This is a genomic window from Faecalibacterium sp. IP-3-29, from assembly GCF_023347335.1.
GTDB lineage: Bacteria > Bacillota > Clostridia > Oscillospirales > Ruminococcaceae > Faecalibacterium > Faecalibacterium duncaniae.
The window spans coordinates 653,099-670,705 of the sequence record NZ_CP094471.1 but is presented as its reverse complement, the minus strand read 5'-3'; the positions used below and the strand labels follow the sequence as shown (position 1 = coordinate 670,705).

11 protein-coding genes are annotated in these 17,607 nt (G+C 56.6%); 9 read left to right on the top strand and 2 right to left on the bottom strand.

Annotated elements, in window-relative coordinates; all coding sequences use genetic code 11:
- Nucleotides 1-122 precede the first annotated feature (122 nt).
- On the top strand, nucleotides 123-659 hold the full coding sequence (locus MTP40_RS03110; RefSeq protein ID WP_005920192.1) for a TetR/AcrR family transcriptional regulator: 537 nt from the start codon (nucleotides 123-125) through the stop codon (nucleotides 657-659).
- A gap of 54 nt (nucleotides 660-713) precedes the next feature.
- On the opposite strand, the gene MTP40_RS03105 is transcribed toward MTP40_RS03110, so the two are convergent.
- The gene (locus MTP40_RS03105) at nucleotides 714-2,015 is read right to left on the bottom strand and encodes a glycoside hydrolase family 1 protein (RefSeq protein WP_097779823.1); all 1,302 of its coding nucleotides are present in this window, start codon (nucleotides 2,013-2,015) and stop codon (nucleotides 714-716) included.
- A 235-nt stretch (nucleotides 2,016-2,250) separates the two neighbouring features.
- Here MTP40_RS03105 and MTP40_RS03100 point away from each other — a divergent pair, with 235 nt between their 5' ends.
- The 4 genes from MTP40_RS03100 (at nucleotide 2,251) to MTP40_RS03085 (ending at nucleotide 8,703) form a co-directional block, all read left to right on the top strand.
- Nucleotides 2,251-3,741 (top strand): MFS transporter, encoded by a 1,491-nt coding sequence (locus MTP40_RS03100; RefSeq protein WP_005920190.1) that lies wholly within the window; start codon nucleotides 2,251-2,253, stop codon nucleotides 3,739-3,741.
- A gap of 81 nt (nucleotides 3,742-3,822) precedes the next feature.
- Nucleotides 3,823-6,030 carry a glycoside hydrolase family 2 protein gene (locus MTP40_RS03095; protein ID WP_249259801.1) on the top strand — a complete coding sequence of 736 codons (2,208 nt, stop codon included), beginning with the start codon at nucleotides 3,823-3,825 and terminating at the stop codon, nucleotides 6,028-6,030.
- Between the two features lie 6 nt (nucleotides 6,031-6,036).
- Nucleotides 6,037-7,851: a family 43 glycosylhydrolase gene (locus tag MTP40_RS03090; RefSeq protein WP_249259800.1), complete on the top strand. Its 1,815-nt coding sequence runs from the start codon at nucleotides 6,037-6,039 to the stop codon at nucleotides 7,849-7,851.
- Nucleotides 7,852-7,854: 3 nt separating this feature from the next.
- Nucleotides 7,855-8,703, top strand: a complete 849-nt coding sequence (locus MTP40_RS03085) for a sugar phosphate isomerase/epimerase family protein (protein WP_005920187.1) — start codon at nucleotides 7,855-7,857, stop codon at nucleotides 8,701-8,703.
- A gap of 111 nt (nucleotides 8,704-8,814) precedes the next feature.
- On the opposite strand, the gene MTP40_RS03080 is transcribed toward MTP40_RS03085, so the two are convergent.
- The gene (locus MTP40_RS03080) at nucleotides 8,815-11,433 is read right to left on the bottom strand and encodes a family 78 glycoside hydrolase catalytic domain (protein ID WP_442900436.1); all 2,619 of its coding nucleotides are present in this window, start codon (nucleotides 11,431-11,433) and stop codon (nucleotides 8,815-8,817) included.
- Between the two features lie 233 nt (nucleotides 11,434-11,666).
- Between MTP40_RS03080 and MTP40_RS03075 the strand changes: the two genes are divergently transcribed.
- The 4 genes from MTP40_RS03075 to MTP40_RS03060 all read left to right on the top strand — a co-directional run bounded on the left by MTP40_RS03075 (nucleotide 11,667) and on the right by MTP40_RS03060 (nucleotide 17,544).
- Nucleotides 11,667-13,904 carry a beta-glucosidase gene (locus MTP40_RS03075; protein ID WP_249259799.1) on the top strand — a complete coding sequence of 746 codons (2,238 nt, stop codon included), beginning with the start codon at nucleotides 11,667-11,669 and terminating at the stop codon, nucleotides 13,902-13,904.
- Between the two features lie 750 nt (nucleotides 13,905-14,654).
- A complete protein-coding gene (locus MTP40_RS03070) occupies nucleotides 14,655-15,089 on the top strand; it encodes a plasmid mobilization protein (RefSeq protein WP_249259798.1) in 435 nt (144 codons plus the stop codon).
- Complete coding sequence (locus MTP40_RS03065) at nucleotides 15,061-16,596, top strand: relaxase/mobilization nuclease domain-containing protein (protein WP_249259797.1); 1,536 nt, start codon at nucleotides 15,061-15,063, stop codon at nucleotides 16,594-16,596. Before MTP40_RS03070 ends, MTP40_RS03065 begins: the two co-directional genes overlap by 29 nt.
- A gap of 12 nt (nucleotides 16,597-16,608) precedes the next feature.
- A complete protein-coding gene (locus MTP40_RS03060) occupies nucleotides 16,609-17,544 on the top strand; it encodes a hypothetical protein (protein WP_249259796.1) in 936 nt (311 codons plus the stop codon).
- The last annotated feature ends 63 nt before the right edge of the window (nucleotides 17,545-17,607 follow it).

The following is a 17,607-nucleotide window of genomic DNA, read 5'->3' as shown; positions in this document are numbered from 1 at the left end:
AATAGCACTATGCCGCAGGGGCTGCAATCAGCAGTTTCCGGCGTGTCCGGTGTTTAAGCAACGGATCACGTTCCAAGCGTTGGTTAAGCATCCTTTACGAAATACATTGACGGAGGAATTGTATGGATATCCGGGTCAAAAAAACGAAGCGTGCCATTCAGAAAACGTTTATCGACTTGCTGCGGGAGAAGCCCATTGAAAAGATCACGGTCAAGGAAATTGCCGAACGCGCCGAGATCAACAAAACGACCTTTTATTCCCACTATGAAACGCTGGATGCACTCACCGCCGAAATGGAGCGGCAGACAGTCCAGCTCGTCTGCGACAATATGCGCGGCGCACAGCAGCTGCTGGATGAACCGGAGGCCTTTGTGCAGGAAATGTTTGCTGCTCTCCAGCAGGCAACGGATTACCTCGGTGTGGTTCCGGTATCCGCGATGAACCGCTTTACGCAGCATTTGCGGGATGCCATTCTGGAAAAAATCAAAGGTGACAATATCGAGCCGTCCCAATATGAAAATGTCGGTGCCATCCTGATTTTTGTAATGAACGGTCTTTCCGGGCTTTTGAACACCGACGCCAAACTGGCGCAAAAGCACATCAACGTAATTGCCGCCGTGGTTGCAAATGGTGTCCATGGTCTGCATCTTTCCCACTGAACCAAAACAGGCTGCGAGAAGCATCTTCCGCAGCCTGTTTTTTGCTATTGCAGCTTATTTTTCTGCGTAACTGCCCAGCACCCCAAGGCTAGGCTTTGCGGTCCGCTCCATGGTTTCACGGTTCACGGCGATCAGGCCGAACTGCATGGCGTAGCCCTTCTGCCACTCAAAGTTGTCCATCAGGCTCCAGTAGAAGTAGCCCTTCACCGGGATGCCGTCGGCGATGCAGTGCTGCACGCCGTCCAGTGCCTGCCGGATAAACGCCACACGACGGGCATCCTCGGCGGTGGCAATGCCGTTTTCGGTGACGATGAGATCGCCCTTGAATGCTTCTGCCACTTTACGGATGACGTGCTCCAGTGCCTGCGGGTAGACCTCGTAATCCATCTGGGTCAGCTCTGCGCCCTCCGGTGCCGGAAGCTGCCCCTGCGGGCCATAAAGAGTGCGGGTGTAGTTCTGCACCCCAAGGAAATCGTCCTCTTTAATGTAGGGCAGGTAGTGGGTAAACTCCTCCTGCCATGCGGCCTCGGCAAAGGCTTCGCCGCCGGGCTGTGCCTGCAAGTCGTGGAGCGAGAGGGTCAGGCCCACCTTGACTTCCGGGCAGATGGCCTTGATGGCATCCCGTGCGGCGGCATGGGCGCGCAGCACCAGCAGGTCACCCTCCGGGGTGCGCTCGCTGACAAAGATCTGGGGCTGGGGTGTGCCGAACACCTGTGCGTTTTCCATGGCGGCAAACTTCATGTTTTCCATCATCTTCTGGAAGTTCATGCCCACCTGCACCGTGCCCTCCGCAGACTTTCCGGCTGCTGCGGCATTTTTCGCAGCCTGTTCTGCCATCAGGCGGAACCGCTTGGAGATGGCGGCCAGCTGCAGGCCCATATTGGCTTCGTTGATGGTGCAGACATAGCGCAGCTCGCTGCCCAGCTGCTCCATCACATAGGTCACATATTTTTTGAAGTCCTCGACCGTGGATTCTGCTTCCCAGCCGCCCTTGCAGATGAGCCATTTCGGGCTGGTAAAGTGCAGCAGGGTGGCGATGGGCTCTACGCCCTGCGCCTTGCAGCAGGCGATGACCTTGCGGTAATGTTCGATGGCTTCCGGATCAAATTTGCCTTCCTCCGGCTCCACCCGTGCCCACTCGATGGAAAAGCGGTAGGCGTTCAGCCCGGCATCGGCCAGGAGTTTGATGTCCTCTTCGTACCGATGATAATGGTCGCAGGCAATGCCGCTGGGCTCTGTAAAGCTGGAATGGGGCAGCTGCTCCTGTGCCCAGTAGTCGCTGTTGGTATTGTTACCCTCTACCTGATGGGCTGCTGTTGCAGCACCGATGAAAAAGCCTTTTTCAAATTTCTGCATGATGGTTCTCCTTTTATCCAGAAGCAGTGTTTTCTCTTGTGCCTATTGTAACAGGTCTGTGCGGCGCAAAAAGGATAATTTTTCACGTTATTGGTAGATTTTTCGTTGAGCGAGTAGAACTGCACGAATTTTTATCCTCAATCCAAGTTTTTCATCCTGCAGTATCTGTTGCATTCTGTTATTCTGGTGTCAGGAAAAGCGGAAACCGGTTCACACAAAAAGGAGGAAAATCATTATGTTCCAAAAGAAACCCAGCGCCAGTGAGGTAGACGGTGTCCAGTACCGCCGTGCAAAGCTCTGGCAGATCATCTGTTATGCCTGCAACGCCTTTGTGGGTATGAGCGTCTACTCTCTGATCGGTATGGCCAGTTATTCGGCCAGCATCGGCTACGGCATCACCACCGCAACCGTGGGTCTCATCCTGATGCTGGCCCGCATTCTGGACGGCTTTACCGACCCGATGCTGGCCTTTGTTTACGACCGCGTCAACACCCGTTTCGGCAAGCTGCGCGTTCTGCTGATCAGCGGCTACCTGATCGAAGCGGTGGGCCTGCTGTGCATGTTCAACCTGTGCTCCAGCAAGGGCTTCGGCCTGCCGGTGTTTGCCCTGACCTACATTATTTACATCATCGGCTACACCGTCACCAACATGACCGCCCAGACCCTGCCTGCCATCATGACCAACGATCCCCGGCAGCGTCCCACCATCGGGGTCTGGTCCACTGCCCTGAACTACGCCGTGCCCATGGGCATGAGCATGCTGATCTACACCGTCATCCTGCCCAAGTGCGGCGGCACCTTCAATCAGGACTTCCTCAGCACCGTCTGCACCATCGTCCTGATCATTGCCGGCATCGGCACCCTGATCGTCTGCGCCGGTATCTCTGCCTACGATAAGCCCGAAAACTTTGAGGGCACCAACAAAAAACACGAGCCGCTGAAAACTGCGGATATTCTTGAGGTGCTCAAGCACAACAAGCCCCTGCAGTGCTACATCGCCTCCAACGCTTCCGACAAGCTGGCACAGCAGGTGGGCAGCCAGGCCATCATCAACACCATGCTGAACGGCATCCTGATCGGCAACATGGGTCTTGCCACCACCCTTGGCGTGATCAGCATGGTGCCTTCTATCTTCTTTGCAGCCTTCGGCGCAAAATATGTGGGCAAAAAGGGCAGCAAGAAGGGCATCGTGACCTGGACCTGCATCAGCATGGCCATCACCTCTGTGCTGATCCTGTTCTTCATCTTCACAGATACCCGTCAGATCGGCGTGATGGGCAGTTGGAACATGATCGTTTACGTGCTGCTGACCCTGCTGCAAAACGGCTCCAATATGTGCATCACCACCTCCAACACCTCTTATATGGCTGACACCATCGACTACGAGCTGGACCGCAGCGGCCGTTACATCCCGGCTGTGGTCTCCGGCACTTACAGCCTGATCGACAAACTCATCACCTCGGTGGCTGCTGTCATCGCCACCGGTGCCGTGGCTATTCTGGGCTACACCACCACGATGCCCCAGCCCACGGATGCCTACACCTCCGGCATCTTCTGGATGACCCTTGCCATCAAGTACGGTCTGCCGATGCTGGGCTGGCTCATTACCCTGATGGCCATGCTGGGCTGTCCCCTGACCAAGGAGGAAATGGTCAACGTCCAGAAGCGCATCGCAGATAAGAAAGACGCCCTTCGTCATGAAGTGATTGCAGAACACATGCAGTAACACCCCGCAAAAACCGAAAGGGCTCATACGCTCTTTCGGTTTTTGCTGATTCTATCCATTTTTCATAAAGGAGTTTTTACCATGAGCAAGACCATCCTGCTGAATCATAGCAATTGGCATTTTACCAAGGAGAACCCCGGCATCCCCACCGCCATTATGGGTGAGGCCATCACCCTGCCCCACACATGGAACGCCGTGGACGGTCAGGACGGCGGCAACGATTACTACCGCGGCACCTGCTGGTATACGCTGGCTCTGGCAAAGCCCGCCATCCCGGCAGGCGGCAAAGCAATTTTGCAGTTGGACGGTGCCGCTATGACCGCTGTAGTCTACCTGAACGGCGAAAAGCTGGCCGAGCACAAGGGCGGCTATTCTACCTTTCGGGTTGACCTGACCGAACATCTCAAAGAGGAAAATCTGCTGGCGATCAGCGTGGACAACCGCGACAACGACACCGTGTACCCCCAGAAGGCAGACTTCACCTTCTACGGCGGCATTTACCGCGATGTAACTCTGCACATCGTTCCGGCAGAGCATTTCGCTTTGCCCGCAAACGGCGCACCGGCTCTGAAGGTGACCCCCATCGTCACCGACCTTGCCGCTAAGACCGTCGAAGTCACTGTGGAAGCCGCCGTGGTGGGTGCACAGAGCGTTACCTTTGCGCTGGAAGGCCAGAGCATCACCGCTCCGGCGGAAAACGGCACTGCAAAGGCTGTTTTCACCCTGGACAATGCCCGCCTGTGGGATGGCGTGGACGATCCCTTCCTTTACACCGTCTCTGCCAAGCTGGACAACGGTGAAGAGACTTCTGCCCGGTTCGGCTGCCGGAAGTTTGAGTTTGACCCACAGAAGGGCTTCATCCTGAACGGCCGCAGCTATCCGCTGCGCGGTGTTTCCCGCCATCAGGACCGCAAGGGGGCCGGCATTGCCCTGACAAACGAAATGATGGAGGAGGACATTTCCATCATTCTGGAAATGGGTGCCAACACCATCCGGCTGGCGCACTACCAGCACGCACAGCATTTCTACGACCTGTGCGATGAAAAGGGCCTTGTCATCTGGGCAGAGATTCCCTACATCACCATGCACATGACCAACGGCCGTGCCAACACCCTGACCCAGATGGAAGAGCTGATCGTCCAGAACTACAACCACCCCTGCATTGCCGTTTGGGGCCTGTCCAACGAGATTACCGCCGCATCCGCTGTCAATGAAGATCTGCTGGAAAACCACCGTCTGCTGAACGAGCTGGCCCACAAGCTGGACCCCACCCGGAAGACCACCATGGCAAATGTGTTCATGCTGGAGACCACCAGCCCCATTCTGGAGATCCCGGACGTGAACAGCTACAACCTCTATTTTGGCTGGTATCTGGGCGAACTGGAGCAGAACGACGAGTTCTTTGACAAATACCACGCCGATTACCCCGACCGCTGCATCGGCTTTTCGGAGTATGGCGCAGATGCTAACCCCCAGTATCAGAGCAGCCACCCGGAAAAGGGCGACTACACCGAAAGCTATCAGTGCGTTTACCACGAGCATATTGCAAAGATGATCGCCGACCGTCCTTGGCTGTGGGCGACCCATGTGTGGAATATGTTCGACTTTGCCGCCGATGGCCGGGACGAGGGCGGCAAGCACGGCGAAAACCAGAAGGGTCTTGTCACCTTTGACCGCAAGCTGAAAAAAGACCCCTTCTATCTCTACAAGGCCTACTGGAGCAAGGAGCCCTTCGTGCACCTGTGCGGCAGCCGCTATGTGGACCGCGCCGAGGATGTGACCGAGATCAAGGTCTACTCCAATCTGCCAGAGGTCTCGCTGTACAAGGACGGTCAGCTGGTGGAGACTAAGCAGGGCGACAAGGTGTTCGCCTTCCAGCTGCCCATTACCGGCAAGCACAGCATTGAGGCGCGCTCCGGCGAGCACAGCAGCGTGATTCTGGTGAACAAGGTGGACACCCCCAACCCGGACTACGCCATGGACAACCGCAAGAATGTGACCAACTGGTTTGACGGGGAGCTGGATGCCAGCTGCTGGTCGGTGAAGGACAACATGGCCAAAGCCATGGCAGACCCCAAGGCTGGCCCCATCCTGAAGCAGATCTCCGATAAGGCCGCCGCTGCCCGCGGCGATGTGGCCGCCGCCGTGAAGGATAACCCGGCTCTGGTGGCCATGATGGAGCGCGCCATGCAGCGGATGACCATTGAATCCATGCTGATGCAGGCAGGCGCTTCCGAGGAGGACATCAAGCAGCTGAACCGTGTATTGCAGGGTATTTCCAAGGAGTGAGTTTCGATGAGACAGACTTATTGCAACCCCCTTGATCTGGGCTACCGCTATCAGCACATGAAGGAAGGCCCGCGCGTGGCGGGTTTCCGGGAGGGTGCAGACCCGACGCTGGTTTATTTCAAGGGCAAATATTATCTCTTTGTTTCCATGTCGGCAGGCTTCTGGTATTCGGAGGATCTGCTGAACTGGGACTTCCATGCAGACCCCGGCCTGCTGATCTACGACTACGCACCGGATGTGCGGCAGGTGGGCAATTACCTCTATTTCTGCGCCAGCCGCAAAGGGCGCAACTGCCCCATTTTGCGCACCGCTGACCCCCTGACTGAGCCGTTTACCGAAGTGTCTGCCCCCTTTGCCTTCTGGGACCCGGATCTGTTCTGCGATGACGATGGCCGGGTGTACTTCTACTGGGGCTGCTCCAACATCTCCCCCATCTACGGCGTAGAGCTGGACCCGGACACCATGACCCCCATCGGTGAAAAGCAGGAGCTGATTTTCGGCCATGAGACCACCCTAGGCTACGAACGCCCCGGCAACAACGGCATCGTGGACCGGGAAGCCAGCGTGCTATACCAGTCCATGAAGCAGTTCTATGACCCTGAGACCGGCAAGCTGAATCTGCCGCCGCAGATGGCAAATATCCCCGGTCTGAGTGTCGAAAGCCTGACTGCCATGTTCAACGCCATCGGCAAGCCCTACATCGAGGGTGCCTTTATGACAAAGCATGACGGCCTCTATTACCTGCAATATGCCTGCCCTGGCACCCAGTACAACACTTACGCCGACGGTGTATACACCTCCCGTTCTCCGCTGGGCCCCTTCGTACGGCAGGCATCCAATCCGTTTTCCGCAAAGCCCGGCGGATTCATCACCGGTGCAGGCCACGGCAGCACCATTGCCGACACCTGCGGCAACTGGTGGCACGCTTCCACCATGCGCATTTCTGTCAACTATGACTTTGAGCGCCGGGTGGGGCTGTTCCCTGCCGGATTTGACAAGGACGGCGTGCTTTACTGCAACCAGAACTTTGCCGATTACCCCCACCGCATCCCGGCAGGCCCCTTTGATGCCGCCAGCCAGCAGCCGGAATGGATGCTGCTGAGCTATAAAAAGCCGGTCACGGCTTCCAGCACCGCAGAAAACAGCAGCCCGGAGTTGGCAGTCAACGAGGACTGCCGCAGCTGGTGGAGCGCCGCCGGTGCAGAGCCGGGCGAATGGCTCTGCGTGGACCTTGGCAAAGAGAGTGATGTCCGCGCCATTCAGGTAAACATGGCGGACGAAAAGCTGGTGGTGGATTTCCCTGCCGACAGCTACGGCGATGACCGCAAGACCCGCCACATCGAGACCCGGCCCCAGATCTCCCACTACACGGTGGAGACCAGTGTGAACGGAGCGAGCTGGACGCTGCGCGAAAATGTTGCCCGCGAGTGCTCCAACGGCTACTACGAATATGCAGACGGCATCCGTGCCCGGTACGTCCGGGTGACGGGCGGCGAACTGCCCTACGGACAGGCGCTGCGCATCAGCGGCCTGCGGGTGTTCGGTAACGGCGAAGGCTCAAAGCCCGCACAGGCCGAAGCCGCCGGGGCTCGCGTGGATGCACTGGATGCAAAGATCACTTGGAAGCATATCGAAAATGCACAGGGCTGCAACGTCCGCTACGGCGTTGCGCCTGATAAGCTCTATCTGAGCTGGCTGGTGTACGATGCAGACGAAGTGACCCTTTCCACCCTGACCGCCGGGCAGGAATACTACATCTGCGTGGACAGCTTTAACGAAAACGGCATCACGCCGGGTAAGACTTTCAAACTGGAGGGGTAAAATATGCCCATCAAAGCTGTGCAGCAATTTATGCTGGGCACTGTACTAAGCAATGAGCAGCAGGCAAAAGAGACCCTTGCTGCCATGAAAGCCGCCGGGTACGATGGCATTGAATTGTGTGGATTTATGATCCACCCCATCGGCTTTGTGGTAAAGCTGCTGACCAAGGCCGCCGGGATGCCGGTGGGCAAGGGCGGCAATCTGGACTGGCACAAGCTGGTGCAGGAGGCCGGCCTTCGGGTGGTCAGTCTGCACACCGACCTTGGCAGTTTGGAACGGGATGCCCACGCAGTGGCCGAGGAGGCCAAAAGCTTCGGCACACAGTATGTGGTCATCACCGGGATGTACCGCTTTGATTACGGCGATGAAGCCGTTATGCACCAGCTTGCGCAGCGGCTGAACAAAGCCGGCGAGACTCTGACAGCCGAGGGCATCCACCTGCTCTACCACAACCACAACTGCGAGCTGCGGCATGTGAACGCAGAAAAGCGCGCCTACGACATCCTCTTAGAAGAGACCGACCCTGCCTTTGTCAACTTTGAGTTTGACAGCTACTGGTTCACCGAGGGCGGTGCAAATGCGCTGGCATGGATGCAGCGGCTTGGTCCCCGCATGAAGCTGTGGCACATCAACGACCGGGGCACCCGCATCACCGGCAGTGCCATCACGCCTATCCTGAAAACCGACAGCATGGAGCTGGGCACCGGCAACATGGACTTGGACAGCCTGATGGCGCAGGCCCTTGCCGTGGAGGTGGATGCCGTTATTCTGGAAAGCCACCGCAACTGGGTGGACAATTCCCCCATCAAGAGCTTCCAGCTCAGCGCAAAATACCTTGCGCAAAAATTCTGATCTGCCATTTTTTCATCATTTTTCTTCTTCATTACCCCCATAAAAGCAACGCCCCGCACCGGTTTCTCCTTCCGGTGCGGGGCGTTGTGTTTTGTGGGGAATCTTTTTGCGTTACAGGGTGTGGGTGCCCGGCTGCAAGGTCAGGCTTCTGCCATCCGGGAGGGTGACTTCTGCGGTTCTGTTGCAGGGCACGGTGATGGTGTAGGTCACGGCATCGCCTGCATACTGCCAGCCGCTTTCAATGCGCCCCACCGGGGAATCGTACACTGCTTTTGCCCAGCCCAGTGCCGGGTTCGGGGTGGGAGCGATGGTCAGGGTCTCCCCTGCCAGATGGATGCCGCACACGCCGCCGAACAGCCAGCCGCAGATGGCGCCGTAGGAGTAATGGTTCAGGGATTCGCTGGGGTGGCCGTTTGCGTCAATGCCCGTCCATGTCTCCCAGACGGTGGTAGCGCCCTGCTTGACCTCATAGAGCCAGCTGGGAGCGGTGTCCTGTAACAGCAGCTTATAGGCGGTGTCGGCATAGCCGTACTTTGCCAGCACCTCGCAGAGGAAGGGTGTAGAAAGGAAGCCGGTGTTCAGGTGATAGCCGTTTTCCGCCACCATCCGGTTCAGGGTATCCGCAGCGGCTTGGCTCTCCTCCTCGCCCAGCAGCGCAAAGGCAATGGCGCGGACGTATTCACACTGGCGGTCAGAAGTAATTTTCCCGTTGTCTGTAAAGGCGGTGCGGTATGCCTTGACCGCCTTTTCTGCCGTGTCGCGGTACTGCGCTGCGTCCTCTGCCTTGCCCAGCGCCTGCGCGATTTCCGCCAGAAGCCGCCCGGAATAAGCCAGATAGGCCGTACCCACGCTCTTGCGCGGGTTCATCATCGCCTGCATGGGGGTAATGCCCGGCTCACACCACTCGCCGTAGTCCAGACCGTTCAGCACCGTGTACTTGGCGTATGCCCCGGTCTGCTGCTCCTCGGTGGTCTGCTGGGCACGGCTCAGCAGGAACGCATACCACTTTTGCATCATCTGGTAGTTGTCCGCAAGAATCTTGCGGTCGCCGGTGCGCTTATAAAGGGCGTAGGGCACCAGAATGGCGGCATCGCCCCAGCCCGCCGACATACAGAGCATGGGGGTCATGTAGCCGGGGCGGCTGGTGGGCGGCGCAATGTTCGCCATGCGTCCATCCGGGTACTGGTTCAGGCGGCACTCGGCCAGCCATTTTTCCACCACCGGGTAGCAATCCATCAGGGTCAGACCGGTCTCGATGAACACCCCCATATCGCCGGTCCAGCCGGCGCGCTCGCGGGTGGGGCAGTCGGTGGGGATATCGCAGAAGTTGCCCTTCTGGCTCCACACACTGTTTTTCACCAGCTGATCCACATCGGCATTGCCGCACGCAAAGTTGCCGGTGACCGGCATCTCCGAATAGACGGCATGGGCAGTAAACTCTGCGCCGGTCAGGTCGATGTCCGTTTCTACCTTTGCGTACCGGAAGCCAATGATGGTAAAGCTGGGCTTGTAGTGGTTCTCGCCCTCCTTGCAGACGAGTTCCAGCATCTGCACCGTGCCGCCCTCCTTGTGGCGGTTCCGGTCCTGAAAGTTCTCCTGCGTAAAGTTGCCGTTCTCGTCCAGTGCTTCGCCGCACAGCAGCTTGATTTTCTGCCCGGCGTGGGCGGTCAGCTTCATCTCCACATAGCCTGCCATGTTCTGGCCAAAGTCCAGCACAGTCTCGCCGTTGGGGGTGCGCAGCAGCCTGCCCGCAAAGGCTTCCTGCTCCCGGATAGGCACGGTGTTCATGCCGGTGATGGGCAGGGTGTTCGGCTCGGTCTTGACGCCATGCCAGCCGGAAAGCTCCCCTTCCAGCCGGGCATCGTACACCTCGCCCTGCTGCAGATCATTTTGGCGAATCGGGCCGCACTGAGTGGCCTCCATGTCGTCATCCGAAACGCAGACCGCCTTGCCGTCCACTTCCAGCTGGAACAGGACAGCCACTTCTTTCCCGAACAGGTCACGGTCTCCATCCACGCCGGAGGTGCTGCGGTACCAGCCGTCGCCCAATGCGATGAGTAGTTCGTTTTCACCGTCACGGACAAGCGCAGTCACATCGTAGGTCTGTGCGCCCAAATGCTTGTCTGCGGTAAAGCTGCCGGGGGCAAGCACCATGTCGCCGACACGCTTGCCGTTCAGCCATGCCGCATACAGTCCCTTAGCGGTAATGTACAGCCGCTTGCTTTCTCCCGCCGGAGCGGTAAACGTTTTGCGCAGATAACTTGCCGGGCGGTGGGGCTGATAAGGCTGCGCCTGCCCTTTGCCGGAGGCTTCCAGCGCCGCCTGCTTCTGCTCCCAGTTGGGCTTTGCAAAGGCGTTGATGGCATCGGTGCAGTCGATGTCCAGCTCTTCTGTTTCCGGGCAGACCCACACGCCCTGCCAGTCTGCCTGTGCAAGCCCGGTCTCGAAGGAAGCGGTGCTCCATGCACCGGGCTGGTCATTTTCATCCCACAGGCGGATGCGCCACCGTCCCTGCGTCTTGGGCGGTACAGCGCTGGGCGTTTCGGTGTGCATCACACTGCCCAAAGCCTTTCCGCTCGCCCACAGCGTTTCGGCTCCGGCAGTTACTTCAATTTCGTAGGCGGTCTGGCGCACGCCTTCGGCGCACTGCCACGATAAAAACAGCGTCCCGGCATCTATGCCGAGAGGCTGGGTCAGATGATTCGTTTTCAGGTTTGTTGCTTGCATCATCCGCATCTCCTTTTTCCGTTTGATTTCTGTTCTTATTATAAAGAGAATCCCACGGAATAAGGGTGCAAAATTTTGTGTTATCGGTCAAAAAATCGTGTTATTTATGACAATTTAAAAAATTCATCTTGCTTCACGACTTTTCATCCGTACTGTCTGCGGTTTTCCTGTTATACTTTGGGCAAGAAAATCAGAGGGCTGCGGACTGCCCTCAAACGAAAGGAAGGCATTACAGAATGGACATTGAAAAGATCCTCCAGCAGATGACACCGGAGGAAAAAGCAGACTTCTGCTCCGGTTCGGATTTCTGGCATACACAGCCGGTGGAGCGGCTCGGTGTGCCCGCCGTGATGATGAGCGACGGCCCCAGCGGTCTGCGCAAACAGGACGAGCAGGGCGACCATCTGGGCATCAACGAAAGCATCCCGGCGGTCTGTTTCCCGTCCAGTGCGGCGGTGGCTTCCAGCTTTGACACTGCTCTGGCAGAAAAGCTGGGTAACACGCTGGGCAATGAGTGCCGCGCCGAGAATCTGGCTCTGCTGCTTGGCCCCGGCCTGAACATCAAGCGCAGCCCGCTATGCGGACGCAACTTTGAGTATTTCAGCGAGGACCCCTATCTCAGCGGTGAGATGGGGGCGGCGCTGGTCAAGGGCATCCAGAGCAACGGTGTGGGCAGCTGCATCAAGCATTTTGCCGCCAACAATCAGGAGACCGACCGCATGGTCAGTGACAGCGTGATGGACGAGCGCACCCTGCACGAGATCTATCTTCCCGCCTTTGAAGCGGTGGTCAAAAAGGCACAGCCGCTGGGCGTGATGGCCGCCTACAACAAACTCAACGGCACCCACTGCTCGGAGAACAAGGAGTTGTTGACCGACATCCTGCGCAAACGCTGGGGCTACGAGGGCATGGTGGTCACCGACTGGGGCGCAGTGAAGGACCGTGCCAAGGGCATCGCCGCAGGGCAGGATCTGGAAATGCCCGGCGGAAGCGGCCGCGGCACAAACTCGATCCTTTCCGCCATCAAGGCTGGGACTCTCTCGGAAGAAGAGCTGAACACTGCCGTACGCAACCTGCTGCGCTTTGTGGATTCCGTGACCGAAGCCGAGAGCACGAACGCCGTATTTGACCGGGACGCAGACTACCGGATGGCAGTTTCTGTTGCGGAGAACTCTGCTGTGCTGTTGAAGAACGAAAAGGGCACACTTCCTCTGGCAAAGGGCTGCAAGGCGGTGTTCCTTGGCGAGTTCGCGGAGCATCCCCGGTATCAGGGCGGCGGCAGCAGCCATGTCAACAGTGCGAAGGTCAGCTGTGCGCTGGAACACGCCCCCGGTGTGGCCTATGCACAGGGCTACCGCACCGATGAGGATACCGTGGATCCTGCGCTGGAACAGGCCGCGGTGGCCGCTGCCGTAGACGCAGATGTCGCCGTGATCTTTGCCGGACTCCCGGAGCGGTACGAGAGCGAAGGCTACGACCGCACCACCCTTGCCATGCCGGAAAATCAGAATCATCTGATCGCCGCAGTCGCTGCGGTACAGCCGAATACCGTGGTCGTCCTGCACAACGGCTCTGCCATCGAAATGCCGTGGGTCAACGATGTCCCGGCTGTTCTGGAACTGTACCTTGCCGGTGACGGTGCCGGAGAAGCCGCCGTGAATCTGTTGTACGGCGCTGTCAACCCCAGCGGCAAGCTGGCAGAGACCTTCCCCCGGAGGCTGAGCGACACCCCGGCTTATCTTTCCTTCCCCGGCGAGCGGGAGACCAGCGTTTACTCTGAGGGCGTATTTGTCGGCTACCGCTACTACGACACCACGGAAGCAGATGTTCTGTTCCCCTTCGGTCATGGCCTTTCCTACACGACCTTTGAATACAGCGTACTCCGGCTGAGCCGCAGCACCGTCCGTGAGGGTGAAGAAGTGCAGGTCACCGTCACGGTAAAAAATACCGGCGCAGTCGCCGGCAAGGAAACGGTGCAGCTCTATGTAGCACCGCCCAAGGGTGAGCGTCACCGTCCGGTCCGGGAACTGAAAGGTTTTGCCAAGGTGTCCCTGCAGCCCGGTGAGAGCAAGGAGGTGCAGTTTACACTGGACAAGCGCAGCCTTGCCTATTATGAGCCGGAACTGCATGATTTCTATGCAGAAAGCGGCACTTACCAGATCTGCGTTGGTGCATCCAGCCGGGATCTGCGCCTGACCGGCTTGCTGGAATGGCAGGCAGCGCAGCCGCTGCCGGTACACTTTACCGCAGCCTCCACTCTGAAGCAGGTCATGACCCACCCGGTGGGTGCTGCCATCATCGGACCGATCCTGCAGCGTATGGCCGCAGCCGCAGGCAGCGCCACCGGAAAAAAGGACGATGATGATTCTTCTCTGTCCATGATGATGGGAATCCAGCTCAACACGCTGATTGATTTCCACGTCCTGACCGAGGAGCAGCTGAACGGCATCCTGAGCCAGATCAATCAGGCGTAAGGCAGGGATTGCGCGATAAAATAAGTCCTACTCTCTCCACTTTATTGCCATAAATTTTCCAAAACCTCTTGACGCATTCTACATACAGTGGTATTTTTCTTGTAAATCCCACTGCTTTTGTGGATTGGCCCAAAACCATCCACAAGATGTGGTCGTGTTCATTTTGAACACAGCCACAGAAAGTGGTTGGTTATCACCGTGAGACCCACCACTTCCGTGAGGAAAAGTCCACGAAAGAATTTACCGCCCCGCAACACACCCGATTCATTTTGCCGCCGATTCACCCGACAAAATCCATCGCTATGCTGCGTGGGCGGTATTTTTCTTTTAGGGAGCTGCACCTTGAAAATTTCATGAGCCGACCGAACGTGATACCGACTTTCCGTCAACGCCGCTGCGCAAACAGGGGCAGGAACTTCGTTCGGAGCAAACGGCGATCAACATACACGAGCAGCACAACCTCTACTTATTTTTTGCGCCTTAACAATTCGGAAACAATTACCCAGAAACGGTTTTGAGCGCAGCGGTAGAGGGCAAGAACCGTCCCGTGGCCACAAATTTTCAATTCTTGAAAATGTTGTGCTCCACCGGGACTTCACTTCTTCAATGCATCTGCATTTCCGAAGTGATCTTGTTGGGGCGTGCCTGCCCCAAACCCTGCTCATCATTCGTGCCTAGCGGCACGAATGGAACGGCGTGTCGTGCTTTACATAACTTCACCGAGGAGTTATCGAACAGACAGGAGGTACAATGACCAAAACGAATGTTCAACCGATTCCTAGCAATTCCCAGCACCACGACACGCCGAACAACAAAACGCACGTCATCAAGTTCCGTGTGACAGCGGAGGAAAAAGCGTCACTGGAACTCACTTGCAAACTCCTGAATCTCTCCCTCTCCACCTTCATCCGCCGCGCCATCCGCAACGTCAAAATCGAGAAAACGGTCATCATTGCCGGTGGTGGCGAAGAAACCCTGACCGCTGTTTCCACTTTGCTTGCTCAGTGCAGCAAGGTGGGCAGCAATCTCAACCAGCTTGCAAGGCACTTCAATTCCGGCGGTGCGGACACCGAGCAGATCCGGGCGAAACTCCTTGACGAACTTGCAGACCTGACCGCATTCCGGCTCAGCGCCGAGAAAGTTCTGGGTGAACTGTATGGCAACGCTCAAGCATATCGCCTCTAAGAATTCGGACTACACCGCCATCGAAGCGTACCTCGTTTACCAGCACGACGCATTCACCGGAAAGCAACTTCTGGATGAGCACGGCAAGCCGAAGCTGCGGGATTCGTACCTGCTCGACACCCTTGAGTGCGGCGATTTCTCGTTCGCAACGGCCTGTCTGCTGGCAAACCGCAAGTATGGCAAGAACACCCAACGCGATGATATTAAGAGCCATCAGTATATCATCAGCTTCGACCCCAGAGATGCAGCCGACAACGGCTTGACCATGGAAAAAGCACAGGCACTTGGCCTGAAATTCTGCGAAGAAAACTTCTCCGGTCACCCCGCCATCGTCTGCACTCACCCGGATGGGCATAACCATTCGGGAAACATCCACGTCCACATTGTGATCGGCAGTATCCGTACACGAGAGGTGGAACGTAAGCCCTATATGCAAAAGCCCCGTGACTGGCGTGAGGGTATGAAGCACTCCAGCACAGCCCAGACCATGCGGCACTTGCGTGTTGAGGTCATGGAACTGTGCGAGGGTGCCGGACTGTACCAGATCGACCTGCTCAACGGCTCGAAAGAGCGCGTGAGCGAAGCTGAGTATTGGGCGCGTAGGCGTGGTCAGTTGAAACTTGACCGTGAGAACGCAGCCCTCACCGCAGCTGGACAGCCGCCCCAGCAGAAGAAGTTTGAAACCGTGAAGGACACTTTGCGGAAACAGATTTCTTCGGTGTTGTACCGCACAACGAGTTTTGAGGATTTTTCTGACAGGCTCATGCAGCAGTATGGTATTGCCGTCAAGGAAAGCCGTGGGTGTCTGAGCTATCTGCCCGCTGGCAGAACGAAGTTCATCCGCGCGAAACATCTCGGGGACAAGTTCGATAAGACGGCAGTGCTTGCCACATTGCAGGCAAACGCCGAACGCAAACCCAAGGTACAGTCCAAGCAGGATACCATCGGGAAACTGATCGACATCCAGTCGAGGATGACCGAGGGCAAAGGCATTGGCTATAAGCGTTGGCTCACGAAACACAATCTCAAAGTTATGGCACAGACCGTGAAGCTTCTGCAGGAAAAGGGCTTGACCGACGAGGACGCTCTGAACCAGCGCATCGCTGAACTGGAAACCAAGTATCACGATGCACTGGCCGTGGTGAAAGACCTCGAAGGTCGCATGAAAGCCAACAATGAGCTGCGCTATCACATCGCAGCCTACACCAGCACCAAGAACATCGCACAACAGTTAAAAGCCGCAAAACGACCCGCAGCCTTTGAAGAACAGCACCGTGCAGAACTGACAGCATACCGGACGGCAGCAGCCTATCTCAAGGCAAACAACATCACAAAGCTGGCCAGCCCGAAAAGGCTGGAAGCCGAGTATGCGCAGCTGGCATCCGAAAAGGCAAAGTTCTACGAACAGTACAAGGAAGCCAAGGAAGAACTGTTCAAGCTGAAAACCGCAAAGCAGAATGTTGCGTCCTTTTTCCGGGAGGAAGAACAGACGCAGCAGGAGAGATAAAGGAGTGTGCGTATGATCAATCTGAAAATCGATCCGGAGTTCCAGTCCCAGATTCCCCCTCTGACCGATGATGAATTTAAGCAGCTTGAAGAAAATATCCTGAAAGAGGGCAAGCTGATTTCTCCTTTGATTGTCTGGGGTAATACCCTTGTTGACGGCCACAATCGTTATGAAATCGTTCAGGAGCATCCCGAAATCTCTTTCTCCACCATGCCGCTCCCGTTTGAAAGCAGAGAAGAAGTCCTCGCATGGATCTGCAAGAATCAGCTGGGGCGGCGTAATCTCACGCCGGAGCAGAAGAAGTTCCTTATGGGTAAGCAGTATTCCTCTGAAAAGCGCACCGAAGCATTTCGCGGCAATCAGCATACTGCAAAGAAATCTGGCAGTGTTCAATCTGAACACAACCAGAAGCCCATGAAAACCTGTGAGCGCATTGCACAGGAAAATCACAGCAGCGCAAGTTCAGTCCGCCGGGCAGAATACTATGCCCACGGCGTTGACATTGCGGATGAACTGTCTCCCGGTTTCCGTGATCGGTTCTTCCGCGAGGAACTGCACATTCCCGATTATCTTCTCGAAAATCTCGGCAAGGCCAAGCCCGAAGAGCAGGCTGAAATCTTTAAAGAAATCAAGAATTATGTGCCGAAGCCGAAGAAAGTCAAGCCCAACAAAGTAACGGTGAAGCAGGCAGAAAAAGCCGCCAGCAACACCATTGATGAAAACTATGATGTTCCCCAAAAGTTTCTCGAACTGTACTATCGGCTCCACAATGCTGAATCTCTCATGCGAAAGAGTTGGGAAGTTACGTTCGACTTGAACCCGAAACTTCTTACGCATCCGGAACAGGTCAAAGTTCTTCGCTTTGCCTTGAAACCTCACCTTGAATTTTTGAAAACGCTGGACGAAGTTCTTGCAGAATCCAGCGGTGAATCCTCTAAAACGGCATAACGACAGGCACTTGTAAGCCATCAACGAGCCACCAGCCGCAAGTGCAGGGCGGAAACTATCCGC

Bases quoted from the DNA above. Each gene is read 5' to 3' on its own strand.
- MTP40_RS03105 (WP_097779823.1), bottom strand. From the start codon at position 2,015: ATGCAGAAATTTGAAAAAGGCTTTTTCATCGGTGCTGCAACAGCAGCC.
- MTP40_RS03065 (WP_249259797.1), top strand. From the start codon at position 15,061: ATGGCAACGCTCAAGCATATCGCCTCTAAGAATTCGGACTACACCGCC.
- MTP40_RS03085 (WP_005920187.1), top strand. From the start codon at position 7,855: ATGCCCATCAAAGCTGTGCAGCAATTTATGCTGGGCACTGTACTAAGC.
- MTP40_RS03060 (WP_249259796.1), top strand. From the start codon at position 16,609: ATGATCAATCTGAAAATCGATCCGGAGTTCCAGTCCCAGATTCCCCCT.
- MTP40_RS03070 (WP_249259798.1), top strand. From the start codon at position 14,655: ATGACCAAAACGAATGTTCAACCGATTCCTAGCAATTCCCAGCACCAC.
- MTP40_RS03095 (WP_249259801.1), top strand. From the start codon at position 3,823: ATGAGCAAGACCATCCTGCTGAATCATAGCAATTGGCATTTTACCAAG.
- MTP40_RS03080 (WP_442900436.1), bottom strand. From the start codon at position 11,433: ATGATGCAAGCAACAAACCTGAAAACGAATCATCTGACCCAGCCTCTC.
- MTP40_RS03110 (WP_005920192.1), top strand. From the start codon at position 123: ATGGATATCCGGGTCAAAAAAACGAAGCGTGCCATTCAGAAAACGTTT.
- MTP40_RS03090 (WP_249259800.1), top strand. From the start codon at position 6,037: ATGAGACAGACTTATTGCAACCCCCTTGATCTGGGCTACCGCTATCAG.
- MTP40_RS03075 (WP_249259799.1), top strand. From the start codon at position 11,667: ATGGACATTGAAAAGATCCTCCAGCAGATGACACCGGAGGAAAAAGCA.
- MTP40_RS03100 (WP_005920190.1), top strand. From the start codon at position 2,251: ATGTTCCAAAAGAAACCCAGCGCCAGTGAGGTAGACGGTGTCCAGTAC.